The organism is Novosphingobium sp. Sphag1I, from assembly GCF_056279125.1.
In genome coordinates, this window is the sequence record NZ_JBWBQS010000002.1 from 36640 (window position 1) to 51517 (window position 14878).

Consider the following 14878-nt stretch of genomic DNA (forward strand, 5'->3'; position numbering starts at 1 on the left):
TTCATGGGAAAGGCCAGCCCCCTTGTTTACTTCGCCCCCGCCAGATCGAGCGCAATATCGACGATCATATCTTCTTGCCCGCCCACCATCTTGCGACGGCCCACTTCGGCCAGGATGCTGCGCGTATCAACGCCGTAATCCTTCGCGGCCTTTTCGGCATGGCGCAGGAAACTGGAATAGACCCCCGCATAGCCCAGCGTCAGCGTCTCGCGGTCCACCTGAACCGGGCGGTCCTGCAAAGGGCGCACCAGTTCATCGGCCGCATCCATCAGCGCGTAAAGATCACAGCCATGGTTCCAGCCATAGCGATCGGCCGCCGCGATAAACACTTCGAGCGGGGCATTGCCCGCCCCGGCCCCCATCCCCGCCAACGAGGCATCGACCCGCAACGCGCCATTCTGTACCGCGATCAGCGAATTGGCCACGCCCAGCGACAGGTTGTGATGGGCATGGACCCCACGCTGTGTTTCAGGCTTCAGCACGCGGTCATAGGCCTGCAAACGCGCGGCATAATCGTCCATGTTCATGGCGCCGCCGCTGTCGGTTACGTAAACGCAATGCGCCCCGTAATCCTCCATCATCTTGGCCTGAACCGCCAGCGCTTCCGGGCTGGTCATATGGCTCATCATCAAAAAGCCGCTGACATCCATGCCAAGGGCGCGTGCGGCCTCGATATGCTGGCGGCTGACATCGGCCTCGGTACAATGGGTGGCGATGCGTACGCTGCGCACGCCCATCTCATAGGCGTGCTTGAGATCATGCACCGTGCCAATGCCGGGCAGCAGCAACGTGGTCAGCACGCTGTGCTCCAGCACCTCGGCCACGGCCCCGATCCAGTCCCAATCGGTATAGGCGCCAAAGCCATAGTTGAAGGATGAGCCCTGCAAACCGTCGCCATGGGCCACCTCGATGGCGTCCACCTTGGCCCGGTCCAATGCGCGGGCGATGGCGCGCACATGGTCCAGCCCATATTGATGGCGCACCGCATGCATCCCATCGCGCAGGGTTACATCCTGAATATAAAGCTTTTGCGAGGTCGGATCGAAGCTCATGCATTTTCTCCCGCGAAATGCCGCAAGGCAATCCTTTCGGCGGTCTTCAGCGCCGCCGAGGTCATGATGTCGAGATTGCCCGCATAGGCAGGCAGATAATGCGCCGCGCCCTCCACTTCGAGGAAGACAGAAACCTTGAGGCCGGTAAACTCGGTCCGCCCGGTGTCCGCCATTTCGGGGATGCGCAGGGGGGCGTTCGATCCGATATGCTCGAACTGCACCTGCTGCTTCAACCGATAGCCCGGCACATAGGCCTGCACATCAGCCACCATCTCGTGAATGCTCTGCCGAATGGCTTCGGGGTCGGCCTCTTCGCACAGGCAATAGACCGTGTCGCGCATGATCAGCGGCGGTTCGGCCGGGTTCAGGATGATAATGGCCTTGCCCCGTGTCGCACCGCCCACCTTGACGATGGCCTCGCTGGTGGTTTCGGTGAATTCGTCGATGTTGGCACGGGTGCCCGGACCTGCCGACTTTGAACTGATCGAGGCGACAATCTCGCCATAATGCACTTTGGCCACGCGGTTGATCGCCGCCACAATGGGAATGGTGGCCTGACCGCCGCATGTCACCATGTTGACATTGGCCGCGTCCAGATTGGCCTCGCCATTGACCGGCGGGATCGTATAGGGTCCGATGGCCGCAGGGGTCAGGTCAATCACGCGCTTGCCATGGGCCTGCAATATCTCGTTGTTGCGCTTGTGCGCGCCGGCGCTGGTGGCATCGAACACGATGCCGATTTCGGCGAATTCGGGCATGGCGACAAGACCGTCTATGCCTTCATGCGTCACCGCCGCGCCCATGCGTTTCGCACGGGCCAGCCCGTCACTGGCCGGGTCGATGCCCACCATAACGCCCATGTCCAGCACCTTTGACAGGCGCATGATCTTGATCATCAGATCGGTGCCTATGTTTCCCGATCCGATGATGGCCACTTTTGTCTTTGCCATGGGTTCTATCCCTTTGTGTATGTGAAACTACAGGCGCCCAGCCCGCCGACCCGCGCGACCACATGATCGCCGGGGTTCAACGCCACCATCGGCCCCAGCGCGCCCGCCAGCAGAATGTCGCCCGCGCGCAAGGGTTCGCCCCGCGCCGCCAATGTTCGCGCCAGCCACGCCGCCGCGTTCAACGGATGGCCCAGAGCCGCCGCGCCCACGCCCACCGAGGCAATCTCGCCATTGACCTCCATCACCATGCCCGCAGTATAGAGATCGGTGCTTTCCAGCCCCCGTCCCTCGTCCGCCAACACGAAGAAGGCCGAGGAACCGTTGTCGGCGACGGTGTCGGAGAAGGTGATTTTCCAGTCGGCGATGCGCGAATCGACGATCTCGATGGCGGCGTGAACGCTGGAAATGGCCGCGGCCACATCATCGGGCGTGGCGTCCGGCGATGTCACATCCGCGCCCAGCACAAAGGCGATCTCGGCCTCCGCCTTTGGCTGAATGCAACGCGTGGGATCAAGGAACCCGCCATCAGCCACCCGCATATCGTCAAACAGCGCGCCAAAATCAGGTTGATCCACGCCCAGTTGCTTTTGCACGGCCTTGGCCGTCAAACCCGCCTTGCGCCCGACAATGCGGCGGCCCTGCGCCTGCCAGAAGCGCGTGTTGATTTCCTGGACCGCATAGGCCCCGGCAATATCGACCGGTTCAAGATAGTCGCGCAGCGGGGGCACCGCCCCACCGCTATAGGCTTCGCGCAGCAATCGCGCCGCGGCTTGATGGATGTCGCTCATTTTGCCCTCTTCCCAGACGATGCGGAATGAATAGGCTTTAGCAGGGCTTGGCACCAGTGCATCGGGCGGCTAGTTTCTTATATTATGAGAAACAAGACTCCAAAGCTGTCTGCCACCATACGTGCGCTCACCATGCTTGAGTCGGTGCTGGCCGATCGGGGAGTCAGCAGCGTTTTGGCCCTTGCTCATGCCAATGCGATTCCTGCCGCCACGGCCCATCGACAGATCACCACATTGGTGGCTGAAGGATTTCTGAAACCGGCAGGCTATGGACGACATATCGCCGGCCCACGGTTGCGACATCTTTTGGGCATAATGGATGATATTCAAGTGATGGCCAATGTGGCCGCGCCCATGCTGCACAGGCTGGCGGCCCGCTTTGGCGGGGTTGCACAGATGGGCACTTATGAAAATGAGATGGTGACCTATCGTGTAAAGACGGGTGAAACAGCAAGCGAACTCTTCACAAAGGTCGACATGCAATTGGAAGCCTATTGTTCGGGCATGGGCAAAGTATTGTTGTCGGGCCTTCCTGCGGCCGAACTCGAAACCTATCTTGCTGGTGGGCCATTTGTTGCTCTTACCGATGCAACCATCACAGACCCGGCCAAACTGGCGCGGGAACTCACGCAGGTTGCGCAACAAGGGTTTGCGCAAGATCGCGGCGAGATTGCGAAAGATCTGTTCTGCCTCGCTGTGCCCATTCGGCGCCCTGATTGCCAAGTCGTGGCGGCAATTTCTCTATCACAAAAATGCGCGGTTCAACCGGATTTGAATCTCAGCCAGATAGAGGAATTAAAAAAGATCGCCGCAGCTTTGGAAGATCTGTTCTTTAATAGCGCAAATTCAATCTGAATGATCAGTCAGAGATGATGATGGAAAACCATGCGCTGTAATCGACGATCTGATGAAAACTCGCATTGTGAATCAAGTTTCCAAGATCGGCAAAAGCGGCGCCAGCGGGAAGGACTGGCGCCGCCTGCCCTGCGGTCAGGATATGATCACTAAACCGCAGGATCATCGTCAACGGGCGAGTTGAACTCGTGCCACAGCCCGTTGATGATGCCGAAACCCACCGCCAGGCCCAGACCCAGCACCCATGTAAAATACCACATGGCCGTTCCTTTCAGTAAAAATCAGGGTTGGTCCGGACATCGCCCAGTGTAATGCGCCCGCCCAGCATCTTCATCACCCATGCCGTGTAAGCCAGCACCATGGGCAGGAAGATCACCGTGACGATCAGCATGATGAACAGGGTCATATGGCTGGACGAAGCATTCCACACCGTCAGGCTGGAATGCGGATCAATCGAAGAAGGCAGGATGAAGGGGAACATCGAGAGGCCCACCGTCGATATGATGCCCGTCGTAGCCAGCGATGTTCCTGCAAGGTTGAGCCAGCCCCGCCTTGCGGTGATGCCCACCAGCGCGACCAACGGCCCCACAAGACCCAGCACCGGCGCCAAGACCATCCATGGATGCGCACTATAATTGCCAAGCCACGCGCCGGACATCGCCACACTGGCCGACATCAGCGGGTTTGACGGGCCTTGCGTTTCCACCGCGCCCAGCATCGCCATGCCCATGCCGCCCCGCGCCACCATCACGCCGCCAATCATGAACAACGCCATGCTGACTATCGCGGCAATACGGGCAATTGTCCGGGTGCGGACCAACACCGGCCCTTCTTCGATTTTAACAGCCAGAAACCCGGCGCCATGCAGTGCAAGCATCGCCACAGACAGCAAACCTGTCAGCAGGCTAAACGGCGTGAACAGGCCCAGCAGTGTGCCTTCATAGGTCATCCGCAGATCGCTATCGAGCCGGAAGGGCGCGCCCAGCAGAACATTGCCCACCGCCACGCCAAACACCAGCGCAGGCACAAAACCGCCGACAAACAGCGCCCAATCCCACCGATTGCGCCACGCCGGATCTGTATGCTTGGAGCGATATTTGAACGACACCGGCCGCAGGATCAGCGACGCCAGCACAAGGAACATGGCAAGATAGAAGCCCGAAAAGCTGACCGCGTAAACAAAGGGCCATGCGGCAAAGATCGCCCCGCCGCCCAGAATAAACCACACCTGATGCCCTTCCCAATGCGGGGCGATGGCGTTGATGACCAGGCGGCGCTCGTCATCCGTGCGCCCCACAAAGGGCAAGAGCGCCCCCACGCCAAGGTCATAACCATCGGTCAGCGCAAAGCCGATCAACAGCACACCCAGCAGCGCCCACCAGATGATCCGCAGCGTTTCATAATCGAGAGGAATATGCATATCCTGTCCCCTTATTCGGCGGGCAACGGGGCAAAGCCCTGCGCCTGCGCGGTGGGTTCGTGATGCTCAATCGGCCCCTTGCGGATGGCGGCGATCATCAGGCGGATCTCGATCACGGCCAATGTGCCATAGAGCGCGGTAAAGCCGAAGATCGTTGCCCACACCTGCGGCACGGTCAGCGACGAGGCCCCAAGGAAGGTCGGCAGCACGCCGTCAACCGCCCATGGCTGACGCCCGATTTCGGCCAGCACCCAACCCGATTCAATCGCGATCCACGGCAACGGAATCATCACCACCGCCAGTTTCAGGAACCAGCGCTTGGAAAACTTGCATGCCGAGGCGCAGTAGAAGGCCATGGCAAAATAGGCGATGAAACCAAAGCCCAGCGCCGCCATCCCGCGAAACAGGAAGAACATCACCGGCACGTTGGGCACCGTATCCCACGCCGCCTTCAGGATCAGCTTGTCATCGGCCTTGCGCGGGTCGGGCAAATAGCGCTTGAGCAGCATGGCATAGCCAATGTCGCGTTTATGCGCCTCAAACGCGGCGCGCGCGGGGACGTTGGCGCGGTCTGCCTTCAACGTTTCAACCGCATCATAGGCGATGATGCCGCTATGGATGCGTTCGCCCGCGCGCAGGACCAGTTCCTCGATCCCATCGATCTTGCCCGACAGGCTGCGCGTGCCGATAATCCCCATGACATAGGGCAATTTGATCGCTCCATGCGTGGTGCGCGCCGCCACATCGGGCATGCCTATCAACGTGATCGCGGCTGGCGCCTCTTCGGTCTCCCACATCGCCTCGATCGAGGCCAGCTTCATCTTCTGGTTGTCGGTCAGCGCGTAACCGCTCTCGTCACCCAGCACGACCACCGAAAGCGCCGAGGCCAGACCAAAGGCCGAAGCCACCATCATCGAACGGCGCGCCACGTTGACCCATTTGCCCCGCAGCATGTAAATGGCCGAAACGCCCATCACAAAGGTCGCCGCGCAGACATAGCCTGCGCTGACCGTGTGAACGAATTTGGCCTGGGCCACCGGGTTGAACAGCACGGCGGAAAAATCGGTGACCTCCATCCGCATGGTTTCGGGGTTGAAGGCCGCGCCTACCGGATTTTGCATCCAGCCATTGGCGACCAGAATCCACAGCGCAGACAGGTTCGTGCCCAACGCGGTCATGAACGTCACCATCAGGTGCTGAACCCGGCTGAGGCGATCCCAGCCAAAGAACATCACGCCCACCATCGTGGCTTCGAGGAAAAAGGCCATCAGCCCCTCGATCGCCAGCGGGGCGCCAAAGATGTCGCCCACATAATGGGCGTAATAGGCCCAATTTGTGCCGAATTCGAACTCCATGGTCAGGCCCGTGGCCACGCCCAGCACAAAGTTGATGCCAAACAACCGCCCCCAAAACCGGGTGATCACCCGCCAGATCGGTCGTTTGGTGATGACATAGACGCTCTCCATAATGACCAGCATGAAAGAGAGGCCAAGCGTCAAAGGTACGAAGAGAAAGTGATACATGGCTGTCAACGCAAATTGCAGCCGCGATAATTCGATAACCGCCATATCCATCGGACATGTCCCTGTTGGGGCCGCGTATCAGACGCAGCCATTGACCAGCGCATCATGCGCAAGGCAGGCAAATGGCAGGCGGGTGAGACAAGCAGACTCGCTTGCTAATTGCAGTAATTGCTAATATTAGGCTTATTCGATATGGTCAAGCCCCTTTCCCTCCCCCGACCCAAAGCAGGCGGCCTTGCAAGCCTCTGGTGGATAACGGATACTTTTGGCGCCATTCTTGCCGCATTCGGTCTGGCATGGGTGATTGAAGGGGCAAATTCGGGGCATATCGCCATGCAGGCGCCGGGCGCGATGCTGGCGGGCACCATCCTTCGTGCCCTTGGTCAGGGCCGGGCGCAGGACGCAGGCATCACCGCGGCCCATAAAGCCCAGGCTGGCTGGCGGGCGGTGCTGCTGCCCGCCCTGTTGCCCACCCGGTTGATGCGCGGGCGCTTGGTGGGCGAAGACCTGCATCTGGCGGTGGACGCGCTGGCCAGTACGCGCGGCTATGTTGCGCGCTATCTGCCGCTGCGTATGGCATCGGCCGCGTCGCCCTTGCTGGTGGCGCTGGCCGCATGGCCTGCCAGCGGCGTTGCGGCCGGCATCATGCTGGCCACGCTGGCCCCTTTTATTCTGGGCATGGTGATTGCCGGAACCGCCGCGGCCAACCGTGCAACGGCTCAGCATCAGGCGCTGGAACGTCTTTCCGGCCTGTTCGTGGATCGCCTGCGCGCGCTTCCCGTCATTCTGTACTTTGGTGCAGAGGAACGCATGACCCGGCATCTGGGCGCCAGCGCGCAGGAGGCGGCGCGACGGACGATGTCGGTTCTGGGTATCGCCTTTGCATCCGGGGCCATCCTTGAATTCTTCGCCGCGCTTTCGGTTGCGCTGGTGGCGGTCTATTGCGGCTTTTCCCTGCTGGGGCTGCTGCCCTTTCCGGCGCCGGAACATCTCGGTCTGCGGCAAGCGTTTTTTGTTCTGGCGCTGGCCCCTGAATTCTACCTCGGCCTGCGCCGCCTTGCCGCGGCCTATCATGACAAACAGACCGGCCAGGCCGCCCTTGCCGCCATGGACGAAGCGATCGGCGCGATGCCCGATGCGCCCCCCGCCATGGCCGCGCCCGGCCCATGGTCGGGGCGCGATGTCGTGGTGGCCCATCGCGAAGGCACGCGCATAGGGCCATTGACATGGAACTGGACGGAACCGGGGCTGCATTGCATCGCCGGTCCTACGGGCAGCGGCAAATCCTCGCTGCTGCTGGCGCTGATCGGACAGGTGCCTGTGGTGGAAGGACATATCTATACCGGCGGCACCGTCCTTTTGCCGGGCGCGGCCAATCGGGCCATCGGCTGGGCTGGGCAAGTGGTCGCGCTGGTACCGGGGACGTTGCGCGACAATCTGGCCATGGGCGGCGCCGATGATGCGGCCATGCTGGCGATGCTGGATATGATGGGCCTTGGCGTGATGATGGCGACGCGCGGCGGGCTGGACATGGCTATCGACCATCGCGGATCGGGCCTGTCGGGCGGCGAGCGGCGACGGATCGGCCTTGCCCGCGCCATCTTGTCGGGACGCCCTTTCCTGTTGCTCGACGAACCGACCGCCGATCTCGACGCCGACAATGCCGATGCCATCCGCGCTCTGCTGACCAATGTGGCGCGTACCCGGACGGTGATTGCCGCCACCCATGATGCCGCCCTTCTGGCCCATGCCAGAAGCGTGCTGGAGATACCGGTATGAGCCTGCTCGATCTTCCCCTTGCCCGTCAGAAAGGCGTGATGCGCGCGGCCATGATCTGCGCAGGTCTGGCCGCGCTGGCGGCGGTAGGTCTGCTGGGCGTCGCAGGGTGGTTTCTGGTTGGGGCCGCCGTGGCGAGTGCGGCAGGCGCCGGAGCGATTTCGGCCTTTAACTATCTTTTACCCAGCGCCGCCATTCGCGCCGCGGCGATCATCCGCACGGGTGGACGCTATGGCGAAAGGATGCTGGGCCATCGCGCCGCGCTCTTTGCACTTGCGGATCTGCGAATGGCGCTGTTTTCCGGGCTTGCACAGGCGGCGTTGATGGGGCGCGATCCCGGACGCGGCGGCATGATGGCCGCCCGATTTGGCCGCGATGTCGATCTGTTGGAAGATGCCGCGATCCGACGCGTCGCGCGGGTTGGCGCTTGGGCCGGAGCTTTGATGGCTTTGGCAATGATGGCAATGTTGGGCTGGCGTTCGGCGCTGGTTATGGGTCTGGGCATGACGGCGATGCGGGTGGCGGGCCGCATGATGGCAAAAACACTTCCCCCCTTGCAGGCAAGGGCGGCACAGGCCCATGCCGCCATCCAGGCCGATTATGCCGACATGGCCGTGCCCGCCGCCGACATAGCCGTTTATGAGCTGGCCCCGCGTATGGCCGCCGCTTTGCAAAACAGCGCCGCCGTTCAGGCGCAGGCCGAACACGTCCTTGCCCGCGCCGAAGCGCGCCTGACCTCCGTGCAAACCATTCTGGCCGGTATGGTGCTGGTGATGATCGTGTTGGTGGCAAAAGCCAGCGCGCCGGTTCTGGCGCTGGGCCTTTTGGCCGCGATGGCCGGGTTGGAGGCATGGGCGGGTCTGGCGTCTCATGATGCCCGCGCAGGTGAAGTTCTGGCCGCTGAACATCGCCTTTCGGCAATTGGGGCAGCCCCAGCGGTGAAAACCTCTGCGCCTGTTACAGAAAATCCCGTGCTGACCATTTGCGGACAGGTTCTGGCCCCCGGCAGCCGGTTGGCCGTTGTCGGCCCTTCGGGCGTCGGCAAGACAAGATTGGTGGAAACCTTGGCAGGTTTACGCAGCGATGCGCCCCAACGTCTGATGGTTGACGGCATGGACCCGCGCGAATTGGGTCTGACGCATTTGCGCCAGATATTCGCCTTGATGCCGCAGGACGCCCCCTTGATCGCGGGCAGCGTCGCCGACAATCTGGCGCTGGCCCATCCCGGTATCACGCGCGAAGCGATGGAAAAGGCCCTGTGGGTTGCATGCGCCGATGATGTGGTGCGCGCCCTGCCCGATGGGTTGGTCCAATGGCTGGGCGGCGATGGCGCACGTCTGTCAGGCGGACAAAGGCGGCGCATCGCGCTGGCCCGCAGCTTGCTGGCGCAGCGTCCTTGGCTGATGCTTGACGAACCCAGCGAGGGGCTGGATGCCGCCACGGAGGCTCTGCTGATTGACCGTCTGGGACAATGGCTCGATCAGAGCGGCACTGGCTTGATTCTGATCAGCCACCGTCCGGCCATGATGCAACTTACACATCAAACCATCGCCCTGTAGAGGTCAGCCGGCTTTTCGGACGCCCGCCACAACAACTGCGTTACACAGGGCGCACATGGCGTGAATGACGCCCGATACAACCGGATCTTTCAGGCTGTACCAACGGACCTGTGCATCGATGCGAACGTTGACCACATCTTCGGCGCGCAGCATGGCCAGATGTTGCGACACGCCCGATTGCGACAGGCCGGTCATCGCGACCAATTCGTTCACACTGACCTCGCCCTCATCCATGCGGCACAGCATCAGCAGGCGCTCTGGGTGGCTCATCACTTTAAGCCGCCCGGCCATATGCGCCGCATTGGTTTTCAGTTCGGAAAGATCGGAGGGTTTCATGATGCTTCTCCCGACAGGGCCACCCCATCGTCCCGCAAGACGACATAGATGGCCGGGATCACCAGCAAGGTAAGCAGAGTAGATGAAGCCAGCCCGAACAGCAGCGAAATCGCCAAACCCTGAAAAATCGGATCGGTCAGGATCACGCTGGCCCCGATCATGGCCGCCGCAGCCGTCAATGCGATGGGCTTTACCCGGATGCGTCCGGCCTCGATCAACACCTGTCGCAAAGGTTTGCCCGGCGTGGCGGTGTGGCGGATGAAATCGACCAAAAGGATCGAATTGCGCACGATAATCCCGGCCAGCGCGATAAAGCCGATCATGCTGGTGGCGGTAAAGGGCGCGCCAAACAGCATATGCCCCGCCACAATCCCGATCAGCGTCAACGGCACCGGCGTCAGGATAACCAGCGGCAGTTTAAAGCTGCCGAATTGCCCGACCACCAGCACATAGATCGCCAGCAGCGCCACCATGAAAGCGCCACCCATGTCGCGAAACGTGACCCAGGTGATTTCCCATTCGCCATCCCACAGGATCGAAGGGCGGCTCTCGTCATCGGGCTGGCCATGCATCAGGATCGTCGGCTTGGTCAGGCCATGGCCCGCCCAGTCATAGGCCTCGACCGCCTTGTCCACGGCCAGCAAGCCATAGATCGGCGCTTCATACCGGCCCGCCATATCGGCCATAACCATGGTGGCCCCGCGCCCGTCGCGGCGAAAGATCGCCTGACCACCCGCCTCGGTTTTGGCCTCCACCAGCTCGCCCAGACTGAACAACTGGCCGGTGGGCGCGGCGGCGACCGGCGTTGCGGCCAGCGACGTTGACCACTGACGCTGCGATTGATCAAGGCCGATTTCCACCGGCAGCGGATCGCGATCCGCCCCGCGCGGCACATAGGCCAGCGTTTGCCGCCCCATCAGCGCCCCCATACTGTCGAGCATCTGTCCCTGCGCCAAACCATATTGGTCCAGCTTTGCCCGATCCGGCATCAGCCTCAGCGTCGGACGGGGCGCGCCAAAGGAATTGTCAGTATCGACAATGAAAGGCACCGATTTGAAGATCTGTTCCAAAACCGTCGCGGTTTTCTGACGCGTCGCCTCATCCGGGCCATAAACCTCGGCCAGAAGCGTGGCCAGAACCGGCGGGCCGGGCGGCGTTTCCACCACCTTGATCACGCCGCCCGCCGGCAAGGGCAAGGCGCGCAGACGTTCGCGCAGATCCACCGCAATCGCATGGCTCGACCGGCTGCGGTCCCCCTTGGGGGCAAGGCTGATCATCACATCGCCCATTTCCGGTTCGGCGCGCAGGAAATAATGCCGCACCAGCCCGTTGAAATTGAACGGAGCGGCCGTCCCGGCATAGGCCTCCATCGCGGTCACTTCGGGGATCTGGCGGGCCATCGCGCTGGCCTGTTCAAGGATGCGCGAGGTTTGTTCGAGCGAAGTGCCCTCGGGCAAATCCGCCACCAACTGCACCTCGCTCTTGTTGTCAAAGGGCAGCAGCTTGACCGTGACGGCCTTGAAATAGAACATCGAACAGGCGACCAGCGTGGCCACGCCCACACCCCACAAAAAGCGCTTGGCGCTGCCGCGCGTGGCGATGACGCGAGACGCATAGCGGGCGTAAAGCGAGCCCAGCCTGCCGCCATCCTCATGCTCTCCATGGGCCAGAGCGCCGCGGGCAAAGCGGATCATCAGCCATGGTGCGATGACCACCGCGACGAAGAAGCTGAACACCATGGCCGCGCTGGCGTTGATGGGGATGGGCGCCATATACGGCCCCATCAGGCCCGAAACGAACAGCATCGGCAACAGCGCGGCCACCACCGTCAGCGTGGCAATGATGGTGGGATTGCCCACCTCGGCCACGGCCTCGATGGCGGCTTGCTGGCGCGATCGGCCATCCTTCATCCCCCAATGGCGGGCGATGTTTTCAATCATCACAATGGCATCATCGACCAGAATGCCGATGGAAAAGATCAGCGCAAACAGCGACACGCGATTGATCGAAAAGCCCATGATGCGGCTGGCAAACATGGTCAGCATGATCGTCGTGGGAATGACAATCGCCGTCACCCCCGCCTCGCGCCAGCCAATGGCAAAGCCGATCAGGATGACAATCGACACCGTGGCCAGAGCCAGATGGAAAATCAGCTCATTGGCCTTTTCATTGGCCGTTTCGCCATAGTTGCGCGTGACGTCCACCGCAACGCCCGCCGGGATCAACGCGCCTTTCAAAGCTTCAACGCGCGCCACCACACCTTCCGACACATTGACGGCATTGGCCCCGTTGCGCTTGGCAATGGCGATGGAAACGGCGGGGGCCATGGTCCAGCCCTGCCCCTGTCTGGCCCAGCGCCAGCTGCGCGCCTGATCCTGCGCCGCGCCTTGTTCCACCCGCGCCACATCACCCAGCAGCACCGGCGCACCGCCCGCCGAGCGCACCGTCAATCGGCGCAATTCATCCGCGCTGGCAAAGGGCGCGCCGGCGGTCACGGCCAGCGCCGCGCCATCTTCACGGACCGTTCCGACCGGGAAGGATCGCCCGCCCTGACGGATCGCCTCCATCACGCTGGACAGAGGCACCCGCGCAGCCGCCAATTTGGCCGGATCGGGGATCACCCGGATCGCTTCACGCTGCCCCCCGGTGATGAAGGTCAGGCCGACATCATTCACCTTGGCCAATTCGCTGCGCAGCTTGGTCGCCAGAGTATAGAGGCTGCGCTCGTCCCAGCCCGCCACCTTGGGGGTGAGCGTCAGCACCACAATCGGCACATCCGAAATGCCGCGCACCGTGATTTGCGGGGGCAGCACACCTGCGGGGATCTTGTCGATATTCGCCTTGATCTTTTCATCGACGCGCGTGGCGGCGGCTTCGGGGTCCTGGCCCACGTCAAAGCGGGCCGTCACCATCACGCCATTATCCTGCGCCTGCGTATAGACATGCTCGACGCCATCGATGCTCTTGACGATCTGTTCCAGCGGTTTGCCCGCCAGTTCCACGCTGTCGGCCGCCGAAAGCCCCGGCGCGGCGACACGAATGTCGACCATCGGCACCTTGATCTGCGGCTCTTCCTCGCGGGGGATCGTGATGGTGGCGATCAACCCGACAAGGATGGCCGCCAAAAGGAACAGCGGCGTCAGGGGCGAGGCAATGGTGGCGCGCGTAATGCGCCCGGAAATGCCCAGATTCATCAGGCCCCTCCGACCAGCACGTCGCCAACGCTAACGCCCGAGAGAATTTCAACCGATCCGCTATCCGCGGCTGGCGCGGTTTGCACCGGCACCTGCATCACCGCGCCGGTCTTTGTGGCGACCTGCACATAATCCAGCCCATAACGCGTGATGATGAAAGAGCGCGGCACGACCATGGCGCGATGGGTGCCTGCGGCCAGCTGTGCCGCCATGCGCCGCCCGATCAGACCGGAATCCAGCCCGGCCATGGCGACATCGGCGCTGACTTGCCCGGCGGTTACTGCCGGATAGATCCGCGTCACGCTGCCCTCACCCCTTACGCCCTCGACGCGCACACGGGCGCCGGGCGTGACCTTGGCGGCCAAGGCTTCGGGCAGGTCCAGGCGCAGCACCACCGGGCCGGACGTGACCACCGCCACCACCATGCCCGGCGCGACGGGCGATCCGGCGGGAACATCGGCCCGCAACACGCGCCCCGTCGCGGGGGCAACGACCGCGCCATTGCCGGCGATGGCCTGCACACTGGCCTGCTGGGCCCGTGCGGCCTGCGTCTGGGCGGCGGCGGCCTGCGCCCCTGCCTCTGCCTGTTCCAGACGCGCTTTGGCATAGACACCATTGGCGGCAAGGAACCTGACGCGGTCCAATTCGGCCTTGGCCTGCACGGCCTGCGCCTGGGCGGCGGCGGCCTGCGCGCCATAGGCGGCGGATTGATAGGACAATTGATTGTCAGTGATGCGCCCGATGACCTGCCCCCGTCGCACAGTATCACCCGCGCGCACCGAAAGCGTGGAAAGCACGCCGGGAATACGCGCCAGAACCTGCGACTGGTCCTGACTGGTCACTTGGGCTGACACGCTCTGCCATTCGGGCGCATCGGTAAGGGTGACGGTCAGGCGCGGCCCCTTGGCGGATACCACCACATCGGGCGCAGGCTTGTCCTGCCCGCATCCCTGCAAGGATGCCGCAAGGATCGCCAAACCCAAGGCCGAAGCCTTTACGCCATGAAACATTGTCATCTCCCGTGCCTGCGTGCCCTGCGCCCCGACATCCACCAGCGCTCAGCGATCGACCGGCAATCCCGCCTTGATCCATGCGCCAAAGCCGCCGGCCAGATGCGTGTCGACGCTGGCCTGCGCAGCGGCGCATTTGTCGAGCGCCATCCCCGAACGCTTGCCCCCCAAACAGGTCAGAACCAGCTGCTTGCCACCGGAATCGGGGAGCCTGCCGGGCTGGAAAGTGGACAACGGCATATTGATCGAACCGGGAATGTGCCCTTCGGCAAATTCGTCTACCTCGCGAACATCAACGACCATGGCCCGATTCGCGCGAACCATATCGGCCAGTTCCTTTGCGTCGATTTCCCGATGTTTTGCCGATTTTCCAAAGCCAAAGACCATGATCTCTTCTCCCGGGCCACCCCATGTG

General features: G+C 62.4%; 14 protein-coding genes. 3 read left to right on the plus strand and 11 right to left on the minus strand.

Features of this window, described 5'->3' with window-relative positions; all coding sequences use genetic code 11:
* Positions 1–26: 26 nt before the first annotated feature.
* The 3 genes from dmpG to ACZ9HU_RS02300 are packed head-to-tail and all read right to left on the minus strand — an operon-like array spanning position 27 to position 2790.
* On the minus strand, positions 27–1052 hold the full coding sequence (dmpG, locus tag ACZ9HU_RS02290; protein WP_476101866.1) for a 4-hydroxy-2-oxovalerate aldolase: 1026 nt from the start codon (positions 1050–1052) through the stop codon (positions 27–29).
* Positions 1049–2002, minus strand: a complete 954-nt coding sequence (locus tag ACZ9HU_RS02295) for an acetaldehyde dehydrogenase (acetylating) (protein WP_476101869.1) — start codon at positions 2000–2002, stop codon at positions 1049–1051. The genes dmpG and ACZ9HU_RS02295 overlap by 4 nt, the downstream gene beginning before the upstream one ends.
* Positions 2003–2007: 5 nt before the next feature.
* Positions 2008–2790, minus strand: coding sequence for a 2-keto-4-pentenoate hydratase (locus tag ACZ9HU_RS02300; protein WP_476101871.1), 783 nt, complete (start codon positions 2788–2790; stop codon positions 2008–2010).
* An 84-nt stretch (positions 2791–2874) separates the two neighbouring features.
* Between ACZ9HU_RS02300 and ACZ9HU_RS02305 the strand changes: the two genes are divergently transcribed.
* A complete protein-coding gene (locus tag ACZ9HU_RS02305; protein WP_476101874.1) occupies positions 2875–3645 on the plus strand; it encodes an IclR family transcriptional regulator in 771 nt (256 codons plus the stop codon).
* 4 nt (positions 3646–3649) lie between these two features.
* Here the strand turns inward: ACZ9HU_RS02305 and ACZ9HU_RS02310 are convergent, their stop codons facing one another.
* The 4 genes from ACZ9HU_RS02310 to ACZ9HU_RS02325 are packed head-to-tail and all read right to left on the minus strand — an operon-like array spanning position 3650 to position 6639.
* Positions 3650–3811: a hypothetical protein gene (locus ACZ9HU_RS02310; RefSeq protein ID WP_476101876.1), complete on the minus strand. Its 162-nt coding sequence runs from the start codon at positions 3809–3811 to the stop codon at positions 3650–3652.
* The gene (gene cydX, locus ACZ9HU_RS02315) at positions 3795–3905 is read right to left on the minus strand and encodes a cytochrome bd-I oxidase subunit CydX (RefSeq protein WP_476101878.1); all 111 of its coding nucleotides are present in this window, start codon (positions 3903–3905) and stop codon (positions 3795–3797) included. Before cydX ends, ACZ9HU_RS02310 begins: the two co-directional genes overlap by 17 nt.
* 11 nt (positions 3906–3916) lie before the next feature.
* Positions 3917–5065, minus strand: coding sequence for a cytochrome d ubiquinol oxidase subunit II (gene cydB / locus ACZ9HU_RS02320; RefSeq protein WP_476101882.1), 1149 nt, complete (start codon positions 5063–5065; stop codon positions 3917–3919).
* Positions 5066–5076: 11 nt separating this feature from the next.
* Positions 5077–6639: a cytochrome ubiquinol oxidase subunit I gene (locus ACZ9HU_RS02325; RefSeq protein ID WP_476101886.1), complete on the minus strand. Its 1563-nt coding sequence runs from the start codon at positions 6637–6639 to the stop codon at positions 5077–5079.
* A gap of 141 nt (positions 6640–6780) precedes the next feature.
* Here ACZ9HU_RS02325 and ACZ9HU_RS02330 point away from each other — a divergent pair, with 141 nt between their 5' ends.
* Positions 6781–8367, plus strand: coding sequence for an ATP-binding cassette domain-containing protein (locus ACZ9HU_RS02330; protein ID WP_476101888.1), 1587 nt, complete (start codon positions 6781–6783; stop codon positions 8365–8367).
* Entirely contained in the window at positions 8364–9923 is a 1560-nt protein-coding gene (locus ACZ9HU_RS02335; protein WP_476101891.1) for an ATP-binding cassette domain-containing protein, read from the plus strand. Before ACZ9HU_RS02330 ends, ACZ9HU_RS02335 begins: the two co-directional genes overlap by 4 nt.
* A gap of 3 nt (positions 9924–9926) precedes the next feature.
* Here the strand turns inward: ACZ9HU_RS02335 and ACZ9HU_RS02340 are convergent, their stop codons facing one another.
* Genes ACZ9HU_RS02340 through ACZ9HU_RS02355 form a run of 4 tightly spaced genes read right to left on the minus strand, consistent with a single transcriptional unit; the run spans position 9927 to position 14850 of the window.
* A complete protein-coding gene (locus ACZ9HU_RS02340) occupies positions 9927–10259 on the minus strand; it encodes an ArsR/SmtB family transcription factor (protein WP_476101893.1) in 333 nt (110 codons plus the stop codon).
* Positions 10256–13453: an efflux RND transporter permease subunit gene (locus ACZ9HU_RS02345; protein ID WP_476101896.1), complete on the minus strand. Its 3198-nt coding sequence runs from the start codon at positions 13451–13453 to the stop codon at positions 10256–10258. Before ACZ9HU_RS02345 ends, ACZ9HU_RS02340 begins: the two co-directional genes overlap by 4 nt.
* Positions 13453–14469, minus strand: coding sequence for an efflux RND transporter periplasmic adaptor subunit (locus tag ACZ9HU_RS02350; protein WP_476101898.1), 1017 nt, complete (start codon positions 14467–14469; stop codon positions 13453–13455). The genes ACZ9HU_RS02345 and ACZ9HU_RS02350 overlap by 1 nt, the downstream gene beginning before the upstream one ends.
* Before the next feature lie 42 nt (positions 14470–14511).
* Positions 14512–14850 (minus strand): rhodanese-like domain-containing protein, encoded by a 339-nt coding sequence (locus tag ACZ9HU_RS02355; protein ID WP_476101900.1) that lies wholly within the window; start codon positions 14848–14850, stop codon positions 14512–14514.
* Positions 14851–14878: the final 28 nt, after the last annotated feature.